The sequence below is a fragment of the Asticcacaulis sp. AC402 genome (assembly GCF_000495835.1).
GTDB lineage: Bacteria > Pseudomonadota > Alphaproteobacteria > Caulobacterales > Caulobacteraceae > Asticcacaulis.
In genome coordinates, this window is sequence record NZ_AWGC01000001.1 from 83,467 (window position 1) to 109,785 (window position 26,319).

General features: G+C 61.1%; 23 protein-coding genes. 11 read left to right on the plus strand and 12 right to left on the minus strand.

Annotation, left to right across the window (positions count from 1 at the left end; translation table 11 throughout):
• Positions 1–394 precede the first annotated feature (394 nt).
• The 5 genes from ABAC402_RS21600 (at position 395) to ABAC402_RS21620 (ending at position 6,026) form a co-directional block, all read left to right on the plus strand.
• The gene (locus tag ABAC402_RS21600) at positions 395–2,926 is read left to right on the plus strand and encodes a chemotaxis protein CheA (RefSeq protein WP_023447682.1); all 2,532 of its coding nucleotides are present in this window, start codon (positions 395–397) and stop codon (positions 2,924–2,926) included.
• Positions 2,923–3,366, plus strand: coding sequence for a chemotaxis protein CheW (locus tag ABAC402_RS21605; protein ID WP_023447683.1), 444 nt, complete (start codon positions 2,923–2,925; stop codon positions 3,364–3,366). The genes ABAC402_RS21600 and ABAC402_RS21605 overlap by 4 nt, the downstream gene beginning before the upstream one ends.
• Positions 3,367–3,449: 83 nt before the next feature.
• Positions 3,450–3,815, plus strand: a complete 366-nt coding sequence (locus tag ABAC402_RS21610) for a PleD family two-component system response regulator (protein ID WP_023447684.1) — start codon at positions 3,450–3,452, stop codon at positions 3,813–3,815.
• A gap of 82 nt (positions 3,816–3,897) precedes the next feature.
• Complete coding sequence (cheB, locus tag ABAC402_RS21615; RefSeq protein ID WP_023447685.1) at positions 3,898–5,178, plus strand: chemotaxis response regulator protein-glutamate methylesterase; 1,281 nt, start codon at positions 3,898–3,900, stop codon at positions 5,176–5,178.
• Complete coding sequence (locus ABAC402_RS21620; RefSeq protein WP_023447686.1) at positions 5,175–6,026, plus strand: protein-glutamate O-methyltransferase CheR; 852 nt, start codon at positions 5,175–5,177, stop codon at positions 6,024–6,026. The genes cheB and ABAC402_RS21620 overlap by 4 nt, the downstream gene beginning before the upstream one ends.
• Before the next feature lie 151 nt (positions 6,027–6,177).
• Here the strand turns inward: ABAC402_RS21620 and cydX are convergent, their stop codons facing one another.
• The 3 genes from cydX to ABAC402_RS21630 are packed head-to-tail and all read right to left on the minus strand — an operon-like array spanning position 6,178 to position 9,078.
• Positions 6,178–6,300, minus strand: coding sequence for a cytochrome bd-I oxidase subunit CydX (gene cydX / locus ABAC402_RS39590; RefSeq protein WP_082179815.1), 123 nt, complete (start codon positions 6,298–6,300; stop codon positions 6,178–6,180).
• Positions 6,301–6,311: 11 nt separating this feature from the next.
• Positions 6,312–7,472, minus strand: a complete 1,161-nt coding sequence (cydB, locus tag ABAC402_RS21625; RefSeq protein ID WP_023447688.1) for a cytochrome d ubiquinol oxidase subunit II — start codon at positions 7,470–7,472, stop codon at positions 6,312–6,314.
• Positions 7,473–7,506: 34 nt separating this feature from the next.
• Positions 7,507–9,078, minus strand: a complete 1,572-nt coding sequence (locus ABAC402_RS21630; protein ID WP_023447689.1) for a cytochrome ubiquinol oxidase subunit I — start codon at positions 9,076–9,078, stop codon at positions 7,507–7,509.
• A gap of 201 nt (positions 9,079–9,279) precedes the next feature.
• Between ABAC402_RS21630 and cydD the strand changes: the two genes are divergently transcribed.
• The 6 genes from cydD (at position 9,280) to ABAC402_RS21655 (ending at position 15,938) form a co-directional block, all read left to right on the plus strand.
• Positions 9,280–10,926 carry a thiol reductant ABC exporter subunit CydD gene (gene cydD / locus ABAC402_RS21635; protein WP_023447690.1) on the plus strand — a complete coding sequence of 549 codons (1,647 nt, stop codon included), beginning with the start codon at positions 9,280–9,282 and terminating at the stop codon, positions 10,924–10,926.
• Entirely contained in the window at positions 10,923–12,521 is a 1,599-nt protein-coding gene (locus ABAC402_RS21640; protein WP_023447691.1) for an amino acid ABC transporter ATP-binding/permease protein, read from the plus strand. The genes cydD and ABAC402_RS21640 overlap by 4 nt, the downstream gene beginning before the upstream one ends.
• A gap of 32 nt (positions 12,522–12,553) precedes the next feature.
• Positions 12,554–14,083: a nitrogen regulation protein NR(II) gene (locus ABAC402_RS21645; protein WP_235079885.1), complete on the plus strand. Its 1,530-nt coding sequence runs from the start codon at positions 12,554–12,556 to the stop codon at positions 14,081–14,083.
• Positions 14,080–14,694 (plus strand): response regulator FixJ, encoded by a 615-nt coding sequence (gene fixJ, locus ABAC402_RS21650; protein WP_023447693.1) that lies wholly within the window; start codon positions 14,080–14,082, stop codon positions 14,692–14,694. Before ABAC402_RS21645 ends, fixJ begins: the two co-directional genes overlap by 4 nt.
• 43 nt (positions 14,695–14,737) lie before the next feature.
• Positions 14,738–15,106, plus strand: a complete 369-nt coding sequence (locus ABAC402_RS0119535; protein ID WP_031234993.1) for a response regulator — start codon at positions 14,738–14,740, stop codon at positions 15,104–15,106.
• A 286-nt stretch (positions 15,107–15,392) separates the two neighbouring features.
• Positions 15,393–15,938, plus strand: coding sequence for a helix-turn-helix domain-containing protein (locus ABAC402_RS21655; protein WP_155847267.1), 546 nt, complete (start codon positions 15,393–15,395; stop codon positions 15,936–15,938).
• A gap of 128 nt (positions 15,939–16,066) precedes the next feature.
• Here the strand turns inward: ABAC402_RS21655 and ABAC402_RS39020 are convergent, their stop codons facing one another.
• The 9 genes from ABAC402_RS39020 to ABAC402_RS21690 form a co-directional block, all read right to left on the minus strand.
• The gene (locus ABAC402_RS39020) at positions 16,067–16,801 is read right to left on the minus strand and encodes a PP2C family protein-serine/threonine phosphatase (RefSeq protein ID WP_162148494.1); all 735 of its coding nucleotides are present in this window, start codon (positions 16,799–16,801) and stop codon (positions 16,067–16,069) included.
• 68 nt (positions 16,802–16,869) lie between these two features.
• The gene (locus ABAC402_RS21660; RefSeq protein ID WP_023447697.1) at positions 16,870–17,172 is read right to left on the minus strand and encodes an STAS domain-containing protein; all 303 of its coding nucleotides are present in this window, start codon (positions 17,170–17,172) and stop codon (positions 16,870–16,872) included.
• A 129-nt stretch (positions 17,173–17,301) separates the two neighbouring features.
• Entirely contained in the window at positions 17,302–18,426 is a 1,125-nt protein-coding gene (locus tag ABAC402_RS21665; protein WP_023447698.1) for a methyl-accepting chemotaxis protein, read from the minus strand.
• A 4-nt stretch (positions 18,427–18,430) separates the two neighbouring features.
• Complete coding sequence (locus tag ABAC402_RS21670; protein WP_023447699.1) at positions 18,431–19,489, minus strand: chemotaxis response regulator protein-glutamate methylesterase; 1,059 nt, start codon at positions 19,487–19,489, stop codon at positions 18,431–18,433.
• A gap of 8 nt (positions 19,490–19,497) precedes the next feature.
• A complete protein-coding gene (locus ABAC402_RS21675) occupies positions 19,498–20,106 on the minus strand; it encodes a hypothetical protein (protein ID WP_023447700.1) in 609 nt (202 codons plus the stop codon).
• Positions 20,103–20,984: a protein-glutamate O-methyltransferase CheR gene (locus ABAC402_RS21680; RefSeq protein ID WP_023447701.1), complete on the minus strand. Its 882-nt coding sequence runs from the start codon at positions 20,982–20,984 to the stop codon at positions 20,103–20,105. Before ABAC402_RS21680 ends, ABAC402_RS21675 begins: the two co-directional genes overlap by 4 nt.
• Positions 20,985–21,064: 80 nt before the next feature.
• Complete coding sequence (locus ABAC402_RS0119545) at positions 21,065–23,752, minus strand: methyl-accepting chemotaxis protein (protein WP_052025233.1); 2,688 nt, start codon at positions 23,750–23,752, stop codon at positions 21,065–21,067.
• A 24-nt stretch (positions 23,753–23,776) separates the two neighbouring features.
• Positions 23,777–24,304, minus strand: coding sequence for a chemotaxis protein CheW (locus tag ABAC402_RS21685; protein ID WP_023447703.1), 528 nt, complete (start codon positions 24,302–24,304; stop codon positions 23,777–23,779).
• Positions 24,301–26,316 (minus strand): chemotaxis protein CheA, encoded by a 2,016-nt coding sequence (locus ABAC402_RS21690; protein WP_023447704.1) that lies wholly within the window; start codon positions 26,314–26,316, stop codon positions 24,301–24,303. Before ABAC402_RS21690 ends, ABAC402_RS21685 begins: the two co-directional genes overlap by 4 nt.
• Between the last annotated feature and the right edge of the window lie 3 nt (positions 26,317–26,319).

Consider the following 26,319-nt stretch of genomic DNA (forward strand, 5'->3'; position numbering starts at 1 on the left):
CCGCCACAGCGAGGAAAGGACAAGAGCCGGGCAAAGCATGGGCAACCCCGCATGGTGCTTCGACGTCTTCGGACGGCCCCTCAGGCTCGCCGCCCCGCGCCGGCGCTATCGCTTCGCTCAGCTCTCGTCCTCTCGCCGGCAGGCAATGGCGGGGAGAGCTAAGATCAAGATTAACCATGGCCGCTCAGGTTTGGGTGCAAAATGCCTTTCGCGCGGTGGCTTGCGGCAAAGGTTTGCGCAACCGAGGCGACAGGGAACAGAAATTGCGCCGATTTAGGTTTCGTTAGGGTTTTGCGAACGCTCTCTTAACCAAACCTCAGCAATATGGCGATGTTAGGCAGGGGCTTAGTGTAACTATGGTTCCCCGGCCACCTCCAAAAAGACGGGGACAACCGTGGACGATTTGATTGCCGAGTTTTTGACCGAGACCGCCGAGAGTCTGGAGGTCGTCGATGCCGAACTGGTCAGGTTCGAGGCTAACCCCTCCGAGCGCAAGACGCTCGATAACATTTTCCGCCTGGTCCATACCGTCAAGGGCACCTGTGGCTTCTTAGGACTGTCGCGCCTCGAAGCCGTCGCCCACGCCGGCGAGACGCTCCTGGGCCGCTTCCGGGACGGCAAGCTGGAAGTCAATGCCGATGCCGTGACTCTGGTGTTGCACTCGATCGACCGCATCAAGGTGATCCTGGCCGGCCTGGAAGGCGCCGGCATCGAACCGGAAGGCGACGACCACGACCTGATCGCGCAACTGGAAGCCATGGCCGAGGGCCAGGCGGTCGATCTGACCGCCGTCCAAGCCGTAGAAGTGCCCAACCGCCCGATCGGCTCCGAAATCGAACCGGCCGAACTGAACCTGCCGACCACGGCGCCGGCCACGGCCGCCCCCAATCTCAAGACCGGCGATGTCGATCCCGCCACCGGCCGCGTGCTGCGTCCAGGCGAAGTGTCCGAAGCCGACCTGGAGGCCGCCTTTGCCGCCGCCTCGGGCCCCGAAGACGAACCCAAGCATTTGAAGGCCGGCGATGTCGACCCCGCCACCGGCCGCGTGCTGCGTCCAGGCGAAGTCTCCGAAGCCGAGCTGGAAGCCGCCTTTGCCGCCGCCGAGGCAGAAATCGATATCTCGGCCCCCGCACCGGTGGCCGAAGCGCCCAAGCCGGCGCCTGCACCCGCCCCAGCTTCGGCGCCCGTTACCAAGAAGGAAGCCGAGCCCCTGCCCGCCTCGATGGGCGGCGAAGACCTGACTTCGCTGAACAACACCCAGTCGATCCGCGTGTCGGTCGACGTCCTCGAAGGCCTGATGACCCTGGTCTCGGAAATGGTGCTGACGCGCAACCAACTTCTGCAGATCAGCCGCACCCGGGAAGACTCGGCGTTCGCCACTCCGCTGCAACGTCTTTCGACCCTGACCGGCGAACTGCAGGACAGCGTCATGAAGACGCGGATGCAGCCGATCGGCGCGGCGTGGAAGAAGCTGCCGCGCCTGGTCCGCGATCTGTCGCACGAACTGCACAAGAAGATCGACCTGGTCATGGAGGGCGAGGGTACGGAACTGGACCGTCAGGTTCTGGAACTGATCCGCGACCCGCTGACCCACATGGTGCGCAACTCGGCCGACCACGGGCTGGAAACCACCGAAGAGCGTATCGCCCTGGGCAAGCCGGCCATGGGCACAATCAAACTGGCCGCCTTCCACGAAGGCGGTTACATCGTCATCCGCATCTCCGACAACGGCAAGGGGCTGAACACCGGCCGCATCCGTGAGAAGCTGGTCGAAAAGGGCCTGGCCACCCGTCTCGAACTGGATACGATGAGCGACCAGCAGGTCCATCGTTACATCTTCGCGCCGGGCTTCTCGACCGCTGCCAAGGTCACCAACCTGTCCGGCCGCGGCGTCGGCATGGACGTGGTGCGCACCAATATCGAGCAGATCGGCGGCCAGATCGACCTGGTCTCCGTTCCCGGCCAGGGCACCACCTTTACCATCAAGATCCCGCTGACCCTGGCCATCGTTTCGGCCCTGATCGTCGGCGCCGGCGGCCAGAAGTTCGCCGTGCCCCAGACCTCAGTCATGGAATTGGTCCGTACCGGCGTAACCGCCGAACACAAGATCGAACGTATCAATGAGAGCCTCGTTCTGCGCCTGCGCGAAAAGCTTTTGCCCCTGGTCCAACTGGGCCCAACCCTGCAGCTGGAAGGCGCCAAGACAGAGGATCCGACCTTTGTCATGGTCATCCAGGTGGGTGAACGCCGCTACGGTCTGGTCGTCAACGACGTCCTCGATACCGAGGAAATCGTCGTCAAGCCACTGGCCACCGTGCTGCGCGACGTCGATGTCTTCTCAGGCGCCACCATCCTGGGCGACGGTTCCGTGGTTCTGATCCTGGACCCCAACGCCATGTCCGAACGCGCCGGCAATATGCTCGAAGAAAAGCAGGCCGAAGAGGGCGAGGAAACCGCGGACATCACGAACGACAGCCGCTGCGCCATGCTGCTGTTCAAGGCCGGAAGCGGCGCCCCCAAGGCGGTCGAACTGGCGCACATCACCCGCCTGGAACACGTCGAAGTGGTGCAGATCGAGCGCATGGACGGCCGCGCCGCCCTGCAGTACCGCGGCAAGCTGATGCCCATCCTCAATGTCGGCGACTTCTCCACCATCAAGGACGAAGGCATCCAGCCGTTGCTGGTCTTCACCGGTGAAGGCTATGCCATGGGCCTGGCGGTTGACGAGATCGTCGATGTCGTCGAGGACCGGCTGCAAATCGAACTGTCGGCTGACCGGCCCGGCGTCCGAGGCACAGCCGTCGTCGCCGGCCGCGCGTGCGAAATCCTCGATGTTGATTACTACCACCTGCGCGGCCTGGCGGAACACCAGCGCACACCCGGCTCTTCCGGTGCAGCATCTATCAATGAAAGGGCCGTGGCATGAGCCTGCGCGATTACGTCACCCTCCGCGTCGGCGGTCAGCTCTTCGGCGTCGACGCCGCCCGTGTCCACGACGTCTTCCATCCCCGCGGCCTGACCCCGGTGCCTTTGTCGCGCGGTGAAATCGCCGGCGTATTGAACCTGCGCGGGCGCATCGTCACCGCCATCTGTGCCCGCCGCCGGTTAGGGTTACCACCCCGTCCGGAAGGTTCGCCCGAGCCCCTGGCCGTCGGCCTGGAAGTGCATGGCGATTCCTATGGCCTGGTCATTGATTCGGTTGATGAAGTTCTGAAGCTCGACGATGAGAAGTTCCATGCGCCGCCGGGCAATCTCCCGCCGCGCTGGGCCGAAATAATCGTCGGTGTTTATCAATTGGAAAAGGAACTTCTGATAGTGTTGGAGCCTCAGACGCTTTTGGATGCAGCCCATCTCAAAGCGGCCTAGTTTAAACGCGCATCTTAATCCGAAACGTGCGTCACACTTTTCGGGATGCGCGTGAAGGGCTTTTTTTACAGGACGTTAGTTAGATGAAAACCTGCCTCGTCGTCGACGACAGCCGCGTGATCCGCAAGGTCGCACGCCGTATTCTCGAAAACCTTCAGTTCGAAGTGTTAGAGGCCAATGACGGCCTCGAAGCTTTGAACATGTGCAAGGACAAGATGCCGGCCGCGGTGCTGCTGGATTGGAACATGCCCGTCATGGACGGCATCACCTTCCTGCGCCAGTTGCGCAAGGAAGACGGCGGCAAGGACCCGATCGTGGTGTTCTGCACCACCGAAAACGATCTGGCGCACATAACCGAAGCCCTGACCGAGGGCGCTTCGGAATACATCATGAAGCCGTTTGACGGCGAAATTCTGGAAGCCAAGTTCTCGGAAGTCGGCCTGATATAGGTACTGTAGTTTTCCTCTCTTTGTGTCGTCCGCAATGGCCCTGAACCCGAACACAGCTGCCTCGTTGAGGCCCTTGAAAATCATGATCGTCGACGACTCGGCGGTCGTGCGGGGTCTGATCTCGCGTTGGCTGGAGCACGAACCGGACATGGTCCTGGCCGGGCTGGCCATCGACGGCGCCAAGGGCGTCGAAAAAGTCAAGGAAATCCAGCCGGACGTCCTGATCCTCGACATCGAGATGCCGAACATGGGCGGGCTGGAAGCCCTGCCCAAGCTGCTGGCCGCCAAGCCGGGGCTGAAGGTACTGATGGCCTCGACCCTGACAACGCGCGGCGCCAATGTAACCCTGCGCGCGCTGGAACTGGGTGCCGCCGACTTTATCCCCAAGCCCGATTCGACTCGCATCGGCGGCGCCGACGGCTTTCGCACCGAACTGCTGACCAAGATCCGCGCCCTGTGCGGCCGCACCCGCGCCTGGCCATTGCAAACGCCGGAAACGCCTGCGGCGCAGAATCTGCCCGGGTCGCAGGCGGCACAAAACTTGCCCGGGTCGCAGGCGGCACAAAACTTGCCCGGGCCGCATGCGGCACAAAACTTGAATGTGTCCCCGACCATGGGACATTCAAAACCTTCGCCGTCTGGTACATCCTACGCGTCGTCGCCCGCACAGCGTCCGACATCGGCGCCGCAGGCCAGCCCTCTGGCTGCACCCAACATCCTTCGACCGATCGCGCCGGTGCCGGCACCGGTTATTCCGCTGCGTCCGCGCGCTGGCCCCAAGCGCATCGACGTCCTGCTGGTTGGCGCCTCGACCGGCGGTCCGCCGGCCCTGCGCAACTTCCTGCTGGGCCTGGGCAATGAGTGGAAAATTCCCGTGCTGATCGTCCAGCACATGCCCGCAACCTTCACCACCATACTGGCCGAGCACCTCGACAAGGCGCTGCCGCAGAAGGTGCAGGAAGCCAAGGACGGCATGCTGATCGAAAGCCGCAACATCTATATCGCCCCGGGCGACTTCCACATGACCATCAAGAACGATCCGATCTGCAAGCAGATCAAGCTGGACCAGGGGCCGCAGGTCAACTGGTGCCGGCCGGCGGTCGATCCCTTGTTCAAATCTGCAGCCGACATCTACGGCAATCATGCCCTGGCCGTCGTGCTGACGGGCATGGGCCATGATGGCCGTGACGGGGCCGCCGCCCTGCAGGGCGTCAATGGCACCGTCATGGTCCAGGACGAAGCCTCCAGTGTTGTCTGGGGCATGCCGGGAGCGGTCGCCGAAGCGGGCTACGCGGAATACATTAAACCCATAGATGGCCTCGCTCAGGCCTGCAAAGCCTTTGCTCGAGGGGAAAGACCATGACACCCGAAGACATCGATCATCTTGCCGCCACCCTGAAGACCCGGTCGGGTCTGATCCTGGGTTCGGACAAGACCTACCTGATCGAATCTCGCCTGGCCCCGGTGGCGCGGCGGGAGGGTTTCGCCAATGTCTCGGCCCTGCTGACGGCGCTGCGCACCAAGCGCGACGAAAAGCTGATGACGACGGTCACCGATGCCATGACCACCAACGAGACCTTCTTCTTTCGCGACAAGGTGCCCTTCGACCAGTTCAGGTCCGACGTCCTGCCGGCTCTGGCACGCACCCGCATCAACGGCGACATCAAGGTCTGGTGCGCCGCCTGTTCGACCGGACAGGAGCCCTACTCCCTGGCGATGCTGATGGACGAAATGCGGATGATCTATCCGCGTGTTTCGCTCGACATCCTGGCCACCGACATTTCCGACCGCTGCCTGGAAAAGGCGCAATCGGGCCTGTACACCCAATTCGAAGTCCAGCGCGGCCTGCCGATCCAGATGATGGTCAAGCACTTCGAAAAGATCGATGAAATGTGGCGGATTTCGCCCAAGATCCGTCAATCGGTGCGCTTCAAGAAGCTGAACCTGCTGGACGACCTGCGCCTGATCGGGCGTCAGGACGTCGTCTATTGCCGCAACGTGCTGATCTATTTCGACCTGGAGACCAAGCGCCGGGTTCTGGAGCAGATTGCCAACCTGCTGCCGGACGACGGCTATCTGTTTCTGGGCGCCGCCGAAACGGTGCTCGGTATCACCGAGTCGTTCAAACCGATGCAGGGCATGCGTGGCCTGTACATCAAGAACCAGGCCTCCCAGAATTCTGCCCGCCCGCTACGGGTCGGCACTGCCTGACCCGCAGCCTGTCCTGAAGTAACTCCAGCGCAAACACGCATACTTTGACAGAAAAAGGCCCCCTTCGCCGCGACGGAGGGGGCCTTTTTCCTAAAGAATGTTCACGTCGAAGTGGACGGCTATAACATTCGAAGCGAGATTTCCGCCGCAATTACTGCTTGTGCAAATCCTCCGCATCCGGATCATCAGTGGTATGGAACTCATACCAGATTCCGTTCAGGACACCGACGGCAACGGCAAGGCCTACGCCTAGGATCCAGGCAAAATACCACATAGTTTATGCTCCTAATAGTAGTCGGGTGAAGAGGTCACGGTGGATACTCCAACACGGCCGAACAGCACCTTGTAGACCCACGCCGTGTAAAGCAGGACGATCGGCAAGAACACGATCGTGACCAGAAGCATGATACCCAAAGTCATGTGCGAACTGGACGACGTCCACACGAGCAGGCTTGAGCGGCTATCAATAGAACTGGGCAGGATGATCGGGAACATGCTGAGGCCGACGGTCGAGACGATGCCGGCAAGGCTGAGAGAGGATGCCAGGAAGGCGGCAAAACCCAACCTGAAGCGCAGGCTTAGCGCGGCGAGTGCAGCTCCGCCAAAACCAAGAAACGGCCCGGCCCACATCCACGGATGCTTACTGAAATTTTCAAGCCAGGCGCCGGCTGCCGGAATGACCTCGGCGCGCGTTGGATTGGAGGCGCCCGATGGCAAAACCTCGGCGACAACATGGAAACCAAGTCCACTGTAGCGAATAAAGATATAGCCGCCGGCAAACAGGGCAATGGTCAAAAGCGCCGCCGCCGAGCCGTAGGTCATGACGCGATCGTAGGCTTCGCCTTTTTCCAGCTTCATCGCCAGAAACGCAGCGCCCTGCATGACCAGCATGGCGACCGAGGTCAGGCCGCAGAGCAGGGTGAACGGCGTAAACAGTTTCAGAAGACTCATGAACGTACCGCCTTCGTACGTGATGCGCAGGTCGCTGTCCAGGTGGAAGGGCGCGCCCGACAGGACGTTACCGACAGCCACGCCGAAGACGAGGGCTGGGATCAGACCGCCGGCAAACAAAGCCCAGTCCCAGTTGCGGCGCCATGCCACGCCAGGCCGTTTAGACCGGTATTTGAACGCGACCGGGCGCAGGATGAGCGCTGCCAGGACGAGGAACATGGCCAGATAGAAGCCGGAAAAGCTGACGGCATAGACAAAAGGCCAGGCCGCGAAGATAGCGCCGCCGCCCAGGATCAGCCAGACCTGATTGCCTTCCCAGGTCGGCGCGACGCTGTTGATCAGGGCGCGGCGCTCGCCGTCGGTCTTGCCGGCGAAGGGCAGGAGCGACATGGCCCCCATGGCATAACCGTCCATAATTGCCAGGCCGATGAGCAGCACGCCCAGGAGGCCCCACCAGATGACCCTGAGGGTCGGGTAGTCAATAATCGGTTCCATAAATCTGTCTTTCTTTCGATTATCTTGAGGGCGATTACTCAGCCGGTGCCCGCGCCGCAGCGGGGGCAGGTTCGTCATGCAGACGGCCAAACACCGACTGATAGGGTCCCTTTTTGATCGCGTGGATCATCAAACGGATCTCGATAATCGCAAGGACACCATAGAGCAGCGTAAATCCAACAATGGTTATCCAGATCTGGGTTTTGGTCAGGCTGGAGGCTCCCATAAAGGTCGGCAGGACACCTTCGACGGCCCAGGGTTGACGTCCGATCTCGGCCAGGAGCCAGCCGCCTTGGATGGCAATCCAGGGGAATGGCAGGGCCGCGACACAGAGGATCAGGAACCATTTCGTCCGGACCTTGTCGAAGGTAACCATGTAGAAGGCCAGGACGAACAAGGCAATGAAGGCAAAGCCCAGACCCGCCATCACACGGAAAGTCCAGAACAAGACCGGCACATTAGGGACCGTGTCCATCGCTGCCTTGACGATGGTGGCCTCATCCGCCGTACGCGGATCGGCAACATAGCGCTTCAACAGGTAGCCATAACCCAGATCGGCCTTGTGGCGTTCAAACTGTTCGCGGGCGACCAGGTCGGCCTCGTCGATCTTGAGCTTTTCGACCGCGTCATAGGCGACGACGCCGGAACGGATGCGGCTTTCGGCTTTTTCGACCAGATCCAGTATCCCGGTGACCTCTTTGTCCAGGCTGCGCGTGGCGATTACACCCAGGACATAGGGCACTTTGATATCGTAATCCGTGCGCTGCTCTTTCACATTGGGAATGCCGAAGATCGAGATGCCGGCAGGCGCCTTTTCGGTGTGCCACATCGACTCCAGTGCGGCCAGTTTCATGCGCTGGTTATCGGTCAGGGCATAGCCCGACTCGTCACCCAGGACGACCACCGACAGTGACGACGCCAGACCGAAAGCTGCCGCCACTGCCATCGAGCGCTTGGCGACGCTGATCCACTTGCCCTGAAGGAGGTAGATGGCCGAAATGGCCATGACAAAGACGGCGGCCAGCACATAGCCGGCACTGACCGTGTGGACGAACTTGGCCTGGGCAACCGGATTGAACAGCACCTCCATGAAGTTGTTGACCTCCATACGCATGGTCGCCGGATTGAACTCAGCGCCGACCGGATTTTGCATCCAGCCGTTGGCGATCAAAATCCACACGGCCGACAAATTGGTGCCCAGCGCCACCAGGAAGGTAACCATCAGGTGGGCGGGCTTGCTCAGCTTGTCCCAACCGAAGAACATCAGGCCGACAAAGGTGGCTTCGAGGAAGAAGGCCATAAGTCCTTCGATGGCCAGCGGCGCACCGAAAATATCGCCGACATAATGCGAATAGTATGACCAGTTGGTCCCGAACTGGAACTCCATGGTCAGGCCGGTGGCGACGCCCAGCACGAAGTTGATGCCGAACAGCAGACCCCAGAACCGGGTGATGGTTCGCCAGATCTCCTTGCGCGTCAGGACGTAGACGCTTTCCATAATGACCAGCATGAAGCTCAGCCCGAGCGTCAGGGGTACGAACAGAAAGTGATACATGGCTGTCAGGGCGAACTGCAACCGCGACAGGTCGACGGTACTGAGGTCCATAGTTTTGGGCTCCCGTGCCTTTGAATTTAAGGGCGTGAATGAACAGACGTTGGGCACCATAGCCATGTGGCGGCGGACGACCTTGACGTGGATCAAGGATTTTTTGCACTGCAGCAGGCATTTCGCGTATGTTCCTCCTGCTTTCCTCCTGCGATCGGACAAATCGCACATCCCTTGAAATCCGTGCGCCTCTTGACAAATATGACAGACCCAGTCGCCCCCAAACCCTCGGCAAACGACATCCAGCGCCAGTTGCGCGCCTGGATGTCGGGTGAGACTGCGGCGATGCGCCGCGGCATGCTGCTGGCCCTTGGGGAGGGTGCGGCCGTCATCGGTTTCGCCTGGGGGCTAAGCCATCTGGTGACCGATCTGTGGGCGGCGCGCACCCCGGCAAGCCTGGCCGTTGCGGCCATTATTGTCGCGATATCGCTGGTCTTGCGCGCGGGGTTCGGACTGGCAGCACAGCGGCTTAACCTGGGTGTGGCGCGCGCAATTGTGCGCAATGTGCGCCTGAATATCACGGCGCAGGCGCTGGAGGGACGAATCGATGCCTTGAGCCAACGGCGGCGCCTCAATACCCTGTTCGAAGACAGCGAAGCCCTGGAGGGCTACTACGCCCGCTTTCATCAAGCGCAGTTTCAAGCCCGCCTGCTGCCCCTGCTTGTTCTCGGCGTTATCGCCATGAACAGTTGGGTTTGCGCGCTGATCCTTGGCCTTACCCTGGTCCCTTTCGTCGCAATGATGGCCATTTTAGGCTACAGCAGCGCCGATGAATCGAAGCGCCAGCTCCTGGCCCTGTCCCGCCTGTCCAACCTTCTGCTCGACCGGATCCGTGCCCTCCCCCTCATAATCGCTTTTGGCGACGGCCCGCGCCAGATCAAGACTGTCAGCGACTCCGCCGCCGCCGTCGCTGACAGCACCTTGCGGGTGTTGCGCATCGCCTTTGTAACCTCCGCCGTTCTGGAATTTTTCAGCGCGCTGGCCGTCGCCCTGATCGCCGTTTATTGCGGCTTCTATCTGCTGGGAATCCTGCCCTTTCGTCCGGTGGAACCCCTGACCCTGGCCACCGCCTTCTTTGTCCTGGCGCTCAGCCCGGAGGTTTACGCCCCCATGCGCCGACTGGCCGCGGCCTATCATGACCGGCAGGCGGCGATAGCCGCGGCCGAGCGCCTGATGGCCATAGCGACCGCGGCGACGGCCAGACCTGCGCCGGCCCTGGGGAGCGCCCCAGGACTCGCTTTCAGCCGCGTTATCATCAATTTTGATGACGATCCCGACCACCAATTGGGACCCTTCAGTTTTGATTGCCCGCCAGGTTCGATTACCTGCCTGACCGGCCCTACCGGTTCAGGAAAGTCGACCCTGCTGCGCCGCATCCTGACGCCAGGGGGTGAAGATATCCGTGTCAACGGGGTTGCCGTCGGACGCGACCACGACCTGGCGGCACAGATCGCCTACGTGTCGCAGTCGCCGCCGCTGATAGCCGGCACTCTGGCCGACAATCTTATGCTGGGCAATCGTGACGCGACGCCGGCCATGCTGCAAAGCGCGGTCGACCGCACAGGTCTGGGCCAGTTGATCGCCGCGCGGCCGGAGGGCCTGCAAACGATTCTGGATGACCGCGGCTCGGGTCTTTCCGGCGGTGAGCGGCGGCGTATCGGGTTGGCGCGCGCCCTTTTGCGTCCGGCCCCCATTCTTCTGCTGGACGAACCGACCGCCGACCTCGACAACGACTCAGAGACCGCGATCCTGGCGCTGCTGCCCGAATTGTTCGACGGTCGAACGGTCATTGTCACCAGCCACGCCGACAGGGTCATTGCGCTGGCCGACCAGGTGGTGGCGCTGTGAGGGGAGATTTCGACAAGACCCTTATCGCCCTGAAGACGCGCCATCGCGGCGGCCTGTGGTTGGCCGCAGTCTTTGCCGCCGGGGTCTCGGTGGCTGCGGTTGGCCTTCTGGGCCTGTCGGGCTGGTTCCTCACGGCCGCCGCCACGGCCGGCGCCGCCGGTCCGCTCGCCGTGCGAGGTTTCAACTATCTGCTCCCCAGCGCCCTGATCCGGACCCTGGCCATCGTCCGCACGCTCCTGCGTTACGGCGAACGCCTGGTTGGTCACGATGTCGCCTTGCGCGCCATGGCGCAACTGCGGCCGAACCTGTTCGAACGGATCCTGGGGCTCCGCCCGGATGTCTCCTTAGGACTGGCCCGCGCCGATACCTCCAGCCGCCTGGTTCAGGACGTGGCAACGCTGGAGACCGCCATGGTGATGCGCAGCGCCGGTCCGGCGGCGCTTGCCGGCGTCGTCACCTCGGTGACCCTGGCCGCCCTGGGTCATCCGTCGTCGGCCGGCGTCCTTCTGGTGTTTTTTGTCTTGGGACTTATCGGGGTCTGGTGGCTGCATAACAGCTTGCCCCAGGCCCAGCCGGAGACGGAAAGGCTCGCCCAACTCAAACAGCGGTTCCAGGACGTCCTGGACATCCTTCCCGATATTCGCACCTCCGATCCGCGCCATGGCTGGCTGGACGAGATAGCCGCTCTCGAGGACGGTCTCGCCGCTTCACGTCGCAACCTCATCTCTCGCGATGCCCTTGCCTCCGCCTGGATCACCGTCCTGACCGGCCTGTGCCTGCCTGTAATGGCATTGTTTTGGGCTTGGTTTGGTAGCGACGGCGATCTCGCCGGCCTCGCCCTGGCGCTGCTGGCCGGCGCCATGGGCTTCGAAAGCCTCAACGCCGTGGTTCGTCATATGGGACAGTGGCATGAGCAGGAGACGGCCAGACGTCGGCTGCGCGAACTTTACGATCATGACCACGGCCAATCCGGCGATAAAGATAGTGATAGCTTCACCTGGAAGGGCGAAACCTATCCCCTGGATGGATCTCTCAGATTGCTGATCGCGGGCGTGTCCGGCAGCGGCAAGACAGCCCTTGCCGAAGGACTGCTGGGTCTGCGCCGCGTCGCGGGACTGAGCGGCAGCGGGCGCTCCGCCATCGCCTGGCAGCCGCAGGACGCCGCCCTGATCACAGGCACGCTGCGCCATAATCTCGCGATGGCGGGAACGCATGACGAGGATGCCCTGTGGTCCGCCCTGGATGATGCGGGGCTGAGCACGCGCGTCAAGGCCCTGCCACAAGGGCTCGACACCTGGGTCGGGGATGGCGGCGTGACCCTGTCGGGCGGGGAACGCAAGCGGCTGGCGCTCGCTCGCGCCTATCTGCGTGATGCCCGTGTTCTTCTCCTCGACGAGCCCACAGAAGGCCTCGATGCCGCAACGGAGTCCGTGATCATTGAACGGCTGGAAGCCAGACTGGCGCGTACCGGTCAGGGCCTGATCCTGATCAGTCACCGCCTCGCGCCGCAGCGCCTCGCCAATCGCACGCTCAATCTTGCCATGCCTCGTGACGCGGCGGCTGCTTTGCTTGGAATTGACAGCGAATGCATGTAGAATCAAAGCCCCACCATGACAGGGGCCTCGGTTTGCAAGATGTATTCGACCAACTGAAACGCCGACCGGGCCGCTTTTATGACAGCGTCCTCCAGGGCCGTTATGCCGGCTGGCGCAGCTACGTTTTGGCCCTCATCGGGGTGCTGCTGGCCTTCGGCCTGCGCGAACTCCTGGGTGCTGACATTGGCGGACGCATCGCCTTCGCTCTCATTGTTCCGACTGTTCTGTTTGGCGCGCTGTTGGGCGGACTCTGGCCAGGGCTGTCAGCCGCCGCCCTGTCTCTCATCCTCGCCCTCCTGTTCACCGACACCCATGAAAGCTGGCTGGATGCCGCGAGCCTCGCCCTCGTCTACGGCGTTACGGGCGGGCTCACCGCGTGGATGGGCGAGATCATTCACGCCGCGCGCCGCCGCACCGTAGCGGCCGAGGAACAACTGGACGAGCGCGAGGAACAGATCCGGTCCATCCTGCAGACCATTCCGGACGCTGCTATCGTTATTGATCATGTGGGCCGCATCATTTCCTTCAATACCGCCGCCGAGCGCCAGTTCGGCTATACCGAAACTCAGGTTCGTGGTCACAACGTGCGCATGCTGATGCCGCAACCCTATCGCGGTGAGCATGACAGCTACATGCAGCGTTATGTCGACACCAACGAGAAGCGTATCATTGGCATAGGCCGTGTTGTCGCCGCCCAACGCGCCGACGGCTCGACCTTTCCGATCATGCTGGCCATCGGCGAAGTCCGTGCCGGCGGAAAAGTCTATTTCACCGGCTTTATCCGCGACCTGACCGAGCGGGCGGACGTCGAGGCCCAGTTGCAGCAGTTGCACAGCGAACTGGCGCGCTTGTCACGCCTGAACGAATTGGGCGAAATGGCGTCAACCCTGGCACATGAGCTTAACCAGCCCCTCTCAGCCATCGCCAACTATACGCAGGGCTGCGTGCGCATGCTGAAATCGGAAACCGGGGAACTCGCGGTCACCATAAGGTCGGCCCTGGAAGAAACGGCGAAACAGGCCCTGCGCGCCGGCAAGATCATCCACCATCTGCGCGAGTCGGCTACCCACGGCGCGACTGAACTCAAGGCCGACAGCCTGCGATCGGTGATCGAGGAGGCCGCCGCGCTCGCCCTTGCAGGGTCAAAGGAAAAAGGCATCAAGACCGTGTTTGTCTATGGGGCACATGAAGACTCTATCCTGGTCGATCGCGTCCAGGTCCAGCAGGTCCTGATCAACCTGATACGCAATGCGGCGGAGGCCATGCGCAACTCGGTGGAGAAACAGATCACCCTGTCGACCTTCGATGCCGGCCCGGGGACCCTGGCCGTGGAAGTCGCGGACAGCGGGACCGGCATCGCCGATGACATTGCGGCACAGCTGTTTCAACCCTTTGTGACCACAAAGCCGGGGGGGATGGGAATTGGCCTTGCTATATCCAAGCGCATCATCGAAGCTCATGACGGCACGATCTGCGTCGGTCGTAATGCCGCAGGCGGCGCCACGTTCCGATTTACCCTGCCTGTATTGCAAGCGGCCGCAGAAGCTGAGGACCCGGAATGAATGACCGCATTGTTCACATCGTCGACGACGAAGCCCCTGTCAGGGCATCGCTGGCCTTCCTTTTGACCAGCGCCGGGTTTGCCGTGCGTACGCACGACGGCGGCCCCTCCTTCCTGGCTGGCCTCATCGATCCGGCCCAGGCCTGCCTGGTCACGGACCTTCGCATGCCCGAGATGAGCGGCGTAGAACTGCTGGAAGCCTTGACGCAACGGGGCCTTTACGTTCCCGCGATTGTCATCACCGGCCACGGTGATGTTCCCATGGCCGTAGCGGCGATGAAGGCGGGCGCTTTCGATTTCATTGAAAAACCGTTCGAGGATGACGTTCTGATCGAAGCCATACTTCGTGCCGGCGCCCTGGCGGATTCGCGCGGCGAGCCGGCTCCGGCTGCGGCCGAAATTCGGCAAAAAATGGCATTGCTGACGGCCCGCGAGCAAGAAATCCTGTCCGGAATTGTCGCAGGCCTGCCCAACAAGACGATCGCCTATGATTTGCAGATCAGTCCTCGCACCGTCGAAGTCCACCGCGCCAACATTATGAGTAAGATGCAGGCGAAAAGCCTTCCAGAGCTGGTTCGCATGACTCTCAACGTGAATGTGGCGCAAGTTTGATTCTGGTCAAAGCGACGCATGGATGGCTATGCGATGACAGGCTATGCGATCCTCTGCTCACCCTGCCAGCATCCTTGTCGTCGCGCCCGACGACAGCCTGAGACGCTCCTTGTCCTTTATGCTCAAGGCTGAAGGCTACAGCGTGCGCGAGTCGCCGAGCTGGCCGGAAGCGGGAAGCACACCCGCGTTCGACGCGGCCGTTATCGACCATGGCGGTATCAACCGTTTCTCGTCGGATGACCGGGTTTTGCGCGGTCTGGGCGCGCGCGCTGTTATCCTGTCCAGTCGCGCGGAACAACCCTCACATCTCGCCTTTGCCTCCATTGTGCGCAAGCCCCTTATCGAGCATGAACTGGTCGACCGCCTGGAGGCCGTCCTCGGTGAAAACAAGGTCGAGCCCAAGCCGGAATAGCACGCCTTTTTCGAGAAAACGGACACGACTTTTTCTCAGATTGCGCTCTAATACCAAGCGTCATTCTTTATGAGGCTTGGTGTAAGTACAATCCCGTACGGATAAGTGCGGATTTCGCGCGTCTTGCGAAAATGTCATGCTTGTCTCATGTTCGCAGTGAGAGACAGCCATGTTTGATGCCGCCCCTTCGACGACGCTGCTTCCCTCCCGAGGGTCATCCGTCGCAGCCACGGGCCCGACCAGCCATGATCGGTTGGCCGCAAGTTGCGGCCCACTTGTGACCATTATGCCCGGCGCCGAAATCTACGCTGAGGGTGACAAGTCCGGGGCGCTCTATCAGGTGGCTTTTGGCGTGATCCGTATCTACCGCTTGATGGCGGACGGTCGGCGCCAGATTTGCGCCTTCTATATGCCAGGGGACATTTTCGGCTTCGAATCCGGAACGCAACGCCATTTCTTCGCCGATGCCGTCGACACCGTTGGCCTGCGTACCCTGCGTCCCAACACTCTGTCCGATCTGTCCCACGAACTTCTCAAGCTGGCATTGCAGTCGCTGAGCCGGGCACACGACCACCTGCTTACCGTCGGACGCAATGACGCCGCCGGGCGTGTGGCCGCCTTTCTTCTCGATATGGCCGAGCGTCAGGGCGGGCCACTTGGTCGCATCAATCTGCCCATGTCACGGACCGACATTGCCGACTATCTCGGGTTGACGATCGAAACGGTGTCGCGCGTCCTGTCCCGAATGAAGGACGCCGGCATCATCAAGATGGCGAGCGCGCGACAGCTCGAACTCCTTAATCCGACTGCGCTGGAAGACATGACGGCGTAACGAATGGCCTCACCCGTCTGGTCGCGGCGTCGCACCAGGTGTTTCAGTCCGCGTTGTCTACACGCGGCGTGTCAAGAATTTCGCGGGTTGGTATAAGCGCGAAAAGGGAAAGTCATCGCAGCCTGGTGTTACCGGCGCAAAAGGGCAATCAACGTCAGGTCGTCTTCCAACCTGTTCGTTTCGAGATCCAGAGCGTCGATGAGATGCGCATTAATCGTAGCGGCATCAGCGTCAAACCCCAGGAGGTTGACGGCACTGCAAAGTCTGTCCGTATCGAAGACCGCTTGCGGCGGCATCGGCGTCTCGACGAGGGCGTCGCTGTAGATCACCAGCCCACCGCCGCGTTCAAATCGACGGCTGTGGTTCTCATACCGCGCTCTTGGTTGAAACCCCAACGGAAGTCCGGCGCCTTCGAGCAGTTCGTAAGGCCTGCCTTCGCCCAGACGCCACAGGGGCGGCAAAAATGTCGAACAGGCGTAGTCGAGCTGATCGCGCGCAATGTCGATGACGCCGTAAAACATGGCGGCGAACCGTCCGGGCGGCAGATAGCCATGCAGACCTGAATTGACTTCGGCAAGAACTCTCTGCGGCCGGCTCCGCTCAAGGTCAGGGGCATGCAAAAGCTGATGGACCTTACGGGCGTGTGGCGCCACGGCCAGGCCATGACCGCAGACATCGGCACAAAACACCGCCAGCCGGTCGTCGTCTATGGGCAAAAGCCCCCACAGATCGCCGCTCATCGGTGGCGGTGACAGAAAGACCGACGACAGATCCAGGCCGTACATAGCTTCGCAACTTGAAACCAGGCGGTCATCAGGCAACAGACCGTCGAAGGCGCAAATCTCGCCGTCGGGATTTACCACGGGAAGGCCCTTCCCGGCAGAACGGCGGGCCCCAACTGGAAATGGCACAAGAGCCGCCGCGCCCATGATTACGCGACCTTGAGCATTTGATCGAGGCGAGACAGTTGCAGCAACTGCCGCACAGGTCCGACAGCGTTGGCAACCGTCAGGCTCCATCCGCCCTTGCGAGCGTCCTCGATCGCCAGCATCAACATACCGAGTCCCGAAGAATCGATAGCATCAAGACCGGCAAGATCGAACACGCAGGACTTCACCCCGTCGCTGCGAATGCCGTCAAGCATTTTGCGGAACAGACCATGGTCAGCAAAGGTCATCCGGCCCGATAGCCGGGCGACGAGGTGTACATCCGTCTGGGTGAGGTCAATCCGCATCTGAAACCCTTGTGCGCGGGAAACGTGCAATCGATTTCCGACTCCGTTCGCGCCTGAGGATTACTTTAGTTTCAAGTGGTTAAGCCGTGATAAACAACCACGCCTAACGTTTCGAATTCTTCTTGATTCTTAGAACAATTCGATATCGTCCACCGATGCGGGCGTTGGTGTGAACACCACCGGGCCGGAGCCCTTACGCAGTGCCCGTTCCAGTTTGTCATGGACGCTGCCCAGCGTGCATTGCGCCAGAACGGCGGCGCTCAGCTCGCACCCCATATCCGGCGTATGATCCAGGCTCAGATGTTCCTGAACAGCGCCGTCAACCCGGCGCAGGGCATCGGTCAGGGTGCCAAGGCCTTTAACCGCTGTCTCCAGCCTCTGGGTGGCGCGGTCCTGGAACTGCATCCGGACAATAGCGGCCGAAATGTCCTCAGAGATCGTCTGGGTAGCTTCTGCGCTGGCTTCGAGCATGGTCTTCATGCTGACGCTCTGATCGATCAGCGCACGCATCATGTTACTCATGCTCTTGTGGACGAGCAGGTTCTGGCCTGATGTATCGACCTCGGCGATTTCGCGCAGCAGTTCATAACCGTTGTTCAAGCCCTTTGAAATGGTCGCGATGCGACTCTTCAGGTCGGCCGAGAGCATATTGACGTTTTTGGCCAGTTCGCGGATTTCGTCGGCGACAACCCCAAAGCCGGTGCCGGCATCGCCGGCATGAACGGCCTCGATCTTGGCGTTGATGGCCAGCATATTGGTATGCGCGTTGATCTTGTCGATGGATTTGATACTGTTTTCGACAGCCGTAATCTCAAGCAGGACGTCGTCCAGCGTATAGACCATGTTGACGCTGCGCGACGACATGAAGACGATCTTCTCGATGAAGTCCGACAGGGCGCGGCCCATGGTATCCACGACATCATGGATCGCCAGGGTCTGGTCGGCGACCTGCACCGACTCGGCATTGCCGGCCAGATCCTGAACCATGCGCGTCTGGTCCTGCGACACCCGCGCCAGATGCGTAAAGCGCTGCGACAAATCCTGGAAGTTGACGTCTATGTCCGAGCGCACTTCCGAAATTTCATGGATGACGACATCGAGAATCCGCGCCTGGACATCGTTCAGGCCCAGGATGTCGCACAGATAGGCCTGGGCCTGCAGCAGGCCCGCCGGGAGTTCCGGCGCGGTCGGTGGAACCGCCTCGACTCTTGTGATTTCGGGCTCGCGCCGTTTCAGAAAGGATATCAGGGACATGGTATCAACCTGTACGGACAAGAGGATGGGTGCACAGGTCGATCAGGGCCTGGGCCATGCGCGCGGGGGGCAGTTGCCGTTCAACGGCCCCCAGTTCCGCGGCCACGCGCGGCATGCCATAAACGACACAACTGGCTTCATCCTGACCAAGGGTGGCGGCGCCACACCTGCGCAATTGCAATAAACCTTCGGCGCCGTCGCGCCCCATACCCGTCAGGATTACGCCAACGGCACGCTTGCCGCAGGTGTCGGCGACGGATTGGAAGAGAACATCAACTGACGGACAGAAACCGCCGACCGCGGTTTCGTCGCTCACTGCCAGTCGAAAGTTTCCCGGCGCTGGCCTTACCCGCATCATCCGGCCGCCGGGCGCGACATAGACTTCACCGGGCCGCAACGTCTGGCCGTCCTGACCTTCGTAAATCTTGACTGCGCATAGTTCGTTGAGACGCGCCGCGAATCGGGCGGTAAAACTGGCGGGCATATGCTGAACAATGACAATGGGTGGCATATCGACCGGCAAGGCGGATAACACGGCCGTCAAGGCGGGCACGCCCCCCGTCGACGCACCGATGGCGATGATCCGGTCAGCCACCAGGTTTGTGCCCGGCTTTGTGGCGGGACGCCGAACGGGCGTGGCGGCAGGCGGGACCTCGATCCGGCTGGCCGCCGCCATCCGGACCTTAGCGCGAATCTCGTCACCCAGGGCCATCATGCCGTCGGACATGAATCCCGAAGGCTTGCCGACAACGTCGAATGCCCCCAAGTCAAGCGCGCGCAGGGCCGCGTCCGCACCGGAGGCGGTCAGGGACGAGATCATGACAACTGGCATCGGGCGCAGGGCCATCAGCCGCGACAGAAATTCAAGACCATTCATCCGCGGCATTTCGACGTCGAGGGTAATGACATCGGGGTTATGCTTCTTGATCTTCTCACGCGCGATCAGGGGATCGGCAGCGGTATCGACGACGTGAATGTCCGGGTCCTGGCTCAGGACAGCGGTCAGCATCTGGCGCATCAGGGCCGAGTCGTCGATGATAAGTACGCGAATGGGCGGTTTCATATCGGCCTCTAACCAAACAGCTCAATATCGCCCTCGACCGGGGCTGCAGCCAGACGCGAGCGATAGGTGGTTTCGGCCGTGGCGACACGGCTGTCTTCGCCGCCGGTCAGAAGGAGGCGTTTGACCTTGCCCGTCGCCGGCCAGTAATGGATGCGTCGGCCGTGATGCCCGCCCAGGTCGCTGGCTATTGCCTTCAGCCCCTCTTCCCTGAGATAATCAGTGACAAACCGGGCATTCTTGGCGCCGATCTCGCTAGTGCCGACATACATGTTGGCGCCCCCGAAGAGTTTTATTTCCATTTCAGAGCGTCGGCACCCGGATTTCATCACTTCATTGATCAGGTTTTCCATGGCGTGGTTGCCATAACGCATATGTGACGAAACGCCGTTCCATTCACCCTCATCACTTTGCGGCAACATGAAATGGTTCATGCCGCCAAAGCCGTTGAGCGGGTTGCGGATGCAGGCCGCTATGCAGGATCCGAGCACAGTGATGATCATGACGCTGCTGTCACCGGTGACGAAATATTCGCCGGGATTGACACGGACATTGTGCTGGCCCAGGCGGGAATCGCGGATGCGCGTCCGGGCGATATGACGCTCCATGGGCACGGTCATGGCGTCACATCCCGACCGGGCTGTGATCCGAGTCTGCGGTAGATGGTCCGGCCGCACAGCGAAAACAGCGCCTGCTGGTCCAGAAGTGTTTCGGAATGGCCGACAATCAGCCAGCCACCGGGACGGAGCAGGCCAGCGAACCGCCGTATCAGTTCGGTCTTGGTCGGATTGTCGAAATAGATCATCACATTACGGCAGAAGATAACGTCAAAGGGGCCCTTCACGGGCCAGGGCTGCAACAGGTTGAGCGGCTTGAAGGCGGTCAGGTGACGCAAATTGTCCTTGGCGCGCAGGGCGGCGCCGGCTTCGGTAAAGTAGCGCTGACGCAGGTCAGCATCGACTCCGTCGAAGGCATCGGCGGGATACAGGCCGGCGGCGCCTTTCGCCACCATGTTGGTATCGATATCGGTGGCCAGGATGCGGGCGTCCCACCTTGGCAATTCCGGAAAATGCTCCTGCAGCGTCATGGCGATCGAATAGGGCTCTTCGCCCGAAGAACATCCCGCCGACCAGATTCTGAGCCGGCGGTCGGGGCGTGACACCCGAAGCAGCGGCAGGATGGTCTGAGCGAGGTATTCGAAATGATGCTTCTCACGAAAGAACCGCGTCAGGTTCGTCGTCATGGCATTGATAAAGGCGCGAAACTCGTCCTCGCCGTTCTTCGAATTCAATACGTCGATATAGTCGTCAAAGCGCGTCAATCCGCGCTCACGCAGGCGTCGCGTCAGGCGGGAATAGACCATGAACTGTTTGTTCGGGCCCAGAACTATGCCGGTATGCTGGTGGACCAGCGCCGCCAGCACGTCAAAATCCTTGCGCGAGAAGTCGAACTCTACGCTGTCCAGATCGCGGACGACCGATTTTCTCGCCAATGCCATTTTACTTCGACTCATTTCTGAGATGAGCGCGCCGCCAGCCCAGGCGGGCCGGCGGTCGCGCAAGACTTACCCGTGTTCGATCAGAATTCCGCCCAATCGGCGTCCATGGCCGAGCGCAGGTCATCCTGGAGCCGCGCCGCACCGCCGGCGACCCGGCGTGCAGCCGCCTTGCGCGGCGCCGGTGCGGGGTTGCGCGCAACCTCGACCGGCCGGACGGCATCGCGTTGTGAAACGGCGTGTGGCAGGCTGAAATAGGCCATGCGGCTGTGCATATTCTCCGCCTGGTCCTGCAACATGCGCGATGAAGCCGCGTTCTCTTCGACCAGGGCCGAGTTCTGCTGGGTCATTTCATCCATCTGGGAAACAGCCGTGTTGATTTCCTCGACACCGACCGACTGCTCCTTGGAAGCCGCGGCGATTTCCGAGACGATTTCAGCCACCTGGCGGATCGAACCGACGATTTCGGTCAAGGCGCCGCCGGCATCATTGACCAGCCTGACGCCATCCTTGACCTCGTTGCCGGAGGCTGCGATCAGGGTCTTGATGTCCTTGGCGGCGCCCGATGAACGCTGGGCCAGGGAGCGGACCTCGGCAGCGACGACGGCAAAGCCTTTCCCGGCATCCCCTGCCCGCGCCGCTTCGACCGCAGCGTTAAGGGCCAGCAGATTGGTCTGGAAGGCGATTTCGTCGATGACCCCGATAATGTCGGAAATCTTCTGCGACGATGCTTCGATACGCGACATGGCCTGGACCGCCTGGGAGACGACCTCACCGCCCTTGCCGGCGACCTGGGAGGCCGTTCCGGCCAGCTTGCTGGCCTGTTGGGCATTGTCGGCATTCTGCTTGATGGTCGAGGCAATCTCTTCCATCGAAGAGGCAGTCTCCTGCAGGCTCGACGCCTGCTGCTCGGTCCGCTGCGACAGGTCGTTGGTGCCGGCGGTGATTTCGGCCGTGGCAACCTTGATCTCGCCGGCGCCAGCCGTGACCTGCTCAACAATAACGCAAAGCTTGTCCGAGGTCTCATTCAGCTTGTTCTTCAGGTCTTCAAACAGACCGCTATAGGAATTTTCGATCCGGCGGGTCAGGTCACCTTCGGCCAGATAACCAAGATGGATCGAAACCTCGTTCAGGCTCTCGGCCGTGTTTTCGCACAGGCGATTCATGGCCTCGGCCAGGTTGCGCATAAAGCCGGTCTTGCCCTCAAGCTCGAGGCGTTCACTGAAGTCACCCTCAACAGCAGCCTGGACGACGCGATCGACTTCACCCTCGATGTGCTTTTCGGCCGTAATGTCCTTCCATTCCACGACCGAGCCGAGGCGCTGACCGGCGTCATCAATAACGGGACTGGCGGTCAGGTCGAACTGACGCGTGCCAACCTTGATCTGGGTTTTAAAGGTTGTCGTCAGCCGCTCCAGCATTCCGCGCTGATGCGCCGGATTTTTATGGAAGACATCGATGTTTGCGCCATCCAGCTTAGACGCGTCGAAGTTCGGCAAAGCGGCGCGCAGGTCGCTTTCTGCATTCGACATCATCGCACGGACGGACGTGTTGAGATAAATAATCTTGCCTTCGGGGTCGGCCATCATGACATTGGTCGAGCAGTTGTCGAGCGCGACCTTGATCCGCAGATTTTCGCCGGCGATGCGTTTGCTGGTTATGCCATTTTGCTTGAAGACTTCGACGCTCCTGGCCATGGCGCCGACCTCGTCACGCCGGTTCGCGCCGGGTACGGTGACATCGAAATCGTCGTTCGCCAGTTTCGTCATCACCGTGCTCAAACGACCGATCGTGCCGGATATCTCCAGTGCGATGAAGGCGGCAAGACCGATCGCCGCGGCAGCTATAGCGCCGGCGATTGCCAGCAAGGTCAGCATATTAAGCCAAATGCCGGCAATGCGGGCCTGGAGCAGGCGGTCAAGTTCATCGGCTGACGTCACCCAAAGGGTATCGTAGGCCGCCTCAAGCTTCTCATGGAGTGGTAGCAGGACCTCCATATCCGCGCCGGTGATACGTCCTCCCACTTGGGTGCGGTCCAGCAGGCGCTGAAGTTCGTCGGTGTAGGCCTTGTTTGCCGCCGTGAACGTTGCCACCGCCGGATTGATCCGGCCTGACACAGCGGAGTCCTTGGTCCCCTTGAGTGCGCTTTGCGCCGATGCCACGGTCGCCGCCTCGGCTTCTCGCAGCGCACCCAGCAGACTGCCCAGGTCGACAGCGAATTTCGTCGTCACTGGCTTATCCACCTGGGCCAGAACGACCTGATAGGCATCGTTGTTGCGACCTCCCATTGTCGGCAGGTTCACCGTAATGATATTCTGGAGATAGTAGGTGTCGATATCCGGATCCAGGGTGAGATTGCTCTCATTGCCGACTTCGGCCACCAGCGCCGACACGGCAGTAACTGCGCTCGATGCGGCCTGCGCCGATTCGATCGGCCGCGCCGGAAAACCAAGGCCATCAAGGGCCTTGCGGGTCTCTTGATAGACAGGATCGATACCCAGCTTTTGGGCCAGGTTCGTCGCCTCGGCGAGGCTTTCACCACCCAGATGGGCCTGAGGCGCCTGGCCGTCTTCCACGGCGGCATAGAGGGCTGACAAGGTCTGCCACACCGGACGCAGATAGGCTGTACCGACCCGTTCCTTTTCGGCGAAGCCGATGTCCTGAAGGTTGGTATTGATAAACAGACCGGACATGATCACCAGCGGCACGCTGAGCGTGCCGACGATCAGGGCCAGTTTGCCGCGAAGCTTGATATTGTTCAGCGAAAGCATGGACATATTCCTCTGGTGCCGTGGTCAGGCGGCGGTTTCGTGGGCGGGCTGGTCGCCCGGAAGGGTCAGGGTGTCGAATAGGGTGTCGAGCGCCAGCAGAACGACCATGGTGTCGCCCTGGGTGATGATGCCGGCCAGGTAGCGGTGGTCGCCGCGAATCGATGTCTCGGGTACCGCTCCGATATTGTCGTCGGCGACGCTCAGAATATCGCTGACCTGGTCGACCAGAAGGCCGACGAGACGATCTCCGACAGCGACGATGACGACGACGTGTTTGGCCGTAGCCTCTGTGGGTCCCTGTCCGAAGCGGCTGCGCAGATCGAAAACCGGCACGATGGCGCCGCGCAGGTTCAGCACGCCACGAACATAGTCTGGCTGGTTGGGGAGCACGGTCGTCCGTGTCCAGCCCTTGATTTCGCGAACGGCCAGGATGTCGATCGCGTAGTCTTCCGTCCCCACCCGGAAACTGATGAACTGACGCACGCCGTTTTGGTCGGCGCCACGTCCGATCATGCCCAGGGTGTCTTCATAGGTGCGCTGAAATTCGCTCATGCAGCGGTCTCCTTAAGACTGGCCAATTGTTCGATGTCGAGAATGAGGGCGACGCGGCCGTCGCCCAGTATCGTGCCGCCGGAAATGCCCGGTACGGCGGTGAAATTTGCCTGCAAGGATTTAATGACCACCTGCTGCTGACCAATCAGGCCGTCAACCACGAGGCCGAGACGGCCACCGGTCGCTGTCTCAACCAGAACGACAAGGCCCAGAACCGGGTCGTGAACGGCATCGGCGACGCCGAAAACCCTTCCCAGTCCCAGAAGAGGAACATAGTCACCGCGGACACTGACAATGCGGCCGCCACCGGACAATTCGCGGATCTGACCTGAAGCCGGCCGGAAACTTTCGACGATGGATGTCAGAGGGAGAATGTAGCGTTCCGAACCAACAGAAATCAGCATGCCGTCCAGAACGGCAAGAGTCAGGGGGATGATCAGGGTAAAACGGGTACCGTGGCCGGCGACGGAGTTCACCTGAATCCGGCCGCCTATTTTCTGAATATTACGGCGGACGACATCCATGCCAACGCCGCGGCCGGACACGTCGGAAACGGTCTGGGCCGTTGAGAATCCCGGGGCAAAGATGAGGTCGAGGGCCTCGTCATCGCCAAGGACGGTGCCGGGAGGGACAATCCCTTTTTCGATTGCCTTGGCCACCAGGCGCGCGCGATCGATCCCGGCGCCGTCGTCCTCAATCTGGATCAGGATGTTGCTGCCAACCTGGCTGGCATTGAGTGTGATCGTGCCTTCGGCAGATTTTCCCGCCGCACATCTGACAGCGGGACTTTCGATACCGTGGTCCACGCTGTTGCGGATCATATGGGTCAGCGGATCCGACAGCTCTTCGATCACCGTTTTGTCGAGTTCCGTCTGTTCGCCAACCATGATGAGGCGAACCTGCTTGTCGAGCCTGGCGGCGACATCGCGAACAAGGCGTGGCATCCGCGCAAAGACGGACCGGACGGGCTGCATCCGGATGGCCATCACGCAATCCTGCAGTTCGCGTGTCAGAGCATCGAGCGATTCCAGACCGTCGACAACCGGCAGGTTATGGCTCGCCAGCTCCTGTCGCAGCATGGCCTGGGATATGACCAGTTCGCCGACCATATCAACCAGTTTGTCGACACGCGACAGTTCGACGCGAATAGAGGTCTGGACCGCCGGCCGTTTGGCTCCATAATCCACATTTACCACCGAAGCAGGGGTCTGTTCTCGGGCAGCGTCGGCGACATCTTCAAGGACAGGTGTCTCAAGCCACAGACCGAATCCTTCATCTTCGGAAGCAACGGGTGTGCGGACTTCGTGAGAAATTTCGGCATCGTCTTCAACAAATTCGAAGACCTCACGAATCGCCTCCTCCGCTGCTTCTGTTTCGAGGACGAAGGTCCACGAAAGATAGCAGTCCTGTGTATCGATCCGTTCCAGCATAGGAACCCGGCTCGCGTCGCAAGCTGTCGTCAAACGCCCCAGGGTCGACAACTCGCGGATGACCAGCAGTGGCTCATTTGCCTTGCGCAACAAGTCGGCATGCGGGACGAAACGGATCTCGACGCAGCGCGATTCACAATTCACCGGCGGCAAGATGGGTGCCGTCGCGGCGGAGACGCTTTCGACGGCCATCAAGGTGTTGATGGCCGTCATGACGTCGGCACCCGCATCATCCGGTGCCGACCGTTCGGCCTGGGCCGCGGCGACCAGTTCGGCCAGAATGTCGGCCGCACGAATAATCAGACCGGCGACCGCTGGGTTGACGGCCATACGGCCGTCGCGCAATCGATCCAAAAGGGCCTCGAACCCGTGGGCGAACTCGACGAGGCGGCGGTAATCGAACATGCCCGCGCCGGCCTTGATCGAATGTACCGCGCGAAAAACGGCGTCCAGCTCCTCACGATCCAGACGCCCGGACTTCAGGACCTCCAGACGATCATCCATATCGGCCAGCATCTCCGCGCTTTCGGCGAAGAAGGTCTGGCGAAACTGAGCGTAGTCGTTGCGGGCTTGGGTCGACATGAC

Excerpts from the sequence above, each read along its gene's own strand:
- ABAC402_RS21605 (WP_023447683.1), top strand. The coding sequence starts at position 2,923 with ATGAGCCTGCGCGATTACGTCACCCTCCGCGTCGGCGGTCAGCTCTTC.
- ABAC402_RS21610 (WP_023447684.1), top strand. The coding sequence starts at position 3,450 with ATGAAAACCTGCCTCGTCGTCGACGACAGCCGCGTGATCCGCAAGGTC.
- cheB (WP_023447685.1), top strand. The coding sequence starts at position 3,898 with ATGATCGTCGACGACTCGGCGGTCGTGCGGGGTCTGATCTCGCGTTGG.
- ABAC402_RS21620 (WP_023447686.1), top strand. The coding sequence starts at position 5,175 with ATGACACCCGAAGACATCGATCATCTTGCCGCCACCCTGAAGACCCGG.
- cydX (WP_082179815.1), bottom strand. The coding sequence starts at position 6,300 with ATGTGGTATTTTGCCTGGATCCTAGGCGTAGGCCTTGCCGTTGCCGTC.
- cydB (WP_023447688.1), bottom strand. The coding sequence starts at position 7,472 with ATGGAACCGATTATTGACTACCCGACCCTCAGGGTCATCTGGTGGGGC.
- ABAC402_RS21630 (WP_023447689.1), bottom strand. The coding sequence starts at position 9,078 with ATGGACCTCAGTACCGTCGACCTGTCGCGGTTGCAGTTCGCCCTGACA.
- cydD (WP_023447690.1), top strand. The coding sequence starts at position 9,280 with ATGACAGACCCAGTCGCCCCCAAACCCTCGGCAAACGACATCCAGCGC.
- fixJ (WP_023447693.1), top strand. The coding sequence starts at position 14,080 with ATGAATGACCGCATTGTTCACATCGTCGACGACGAAGCCCCTGTCAGG.
- ABAC402_RS0119535 (WP_031234993.1), top strand. The coding sequence starts at position 14,738 with ATGCGATCCTCTGCTCACCCTGCCAGCATCCTTGTCGTCGCGCCCGAC.
- ABAC402_RS21655 (WP_155847267.1), top strand. The coding sequence starts at position 15,393 with ATGCCCGGCGCCGAAATCTACGCTGAGGGTGACAAGTCCGGGGCGCTC.
- ABAC402_RS21660 (WP_023447697.1), bottom strand. The coding sequence starts at position 17,172 with ATGCGGATTGACCTCACCCAGACGGATGTACACCTCGTCGCCCGGCTA.
- ABAC402_RS21665 (WP_023447698.1), bottom strand. The coding sequence starts at position 18,426 with ATGTCCCTGATATCCTTTCTGAAACGGCGCGAGCCCGAAATCACAAGA.
- ABAC402_RS21670 (WP_023447699.1), bottom strand. The coding sequence starts at position 19,489 with ATGAAACCGCCCATTCGCGTACTTATCATCGACGACTCGGCCCTGATG.
- ABAC402_RS21675 (WP_023447700.1), bottom strand. The coding sequence starts at position 20,106 with ATGACCGTGCCCATGGAGCGTCATATCGCCCGGACGCGCATCCGCGAT.
- ABAC402_RS21680 (WP_023447701.1), bottom strand. The coding sequence starts at position 20,984 with ATGGCATTGGCGAGAAAATCGGTCGTCCGCGATCTGGACAGCGTAGAG.
- ABAC402_RS0119545 (WP_052025233.1), bottom strand. The coding sequence starts at position 23,752 with ATGCTTTCGCTGAACAATATCAAGCTTCGCGGCAAACTGGCCCTGATC.
- ABAC402_RS21685 (WP_023447703.1), bottom strand. The coding sequence starts at position 24,304 with ATGAGCGAATTTCAGCGCACCTATGAAGACACCCTGGGCATGATCGGA.
- ABAC402_RS21690 (WP_023447704.1), bottom strand. The coding sequence starts at position 26,316 with ATGTCGACCCAAGCCCGCAACGACTACGCTCAGTTTCGCCAGACCTTC.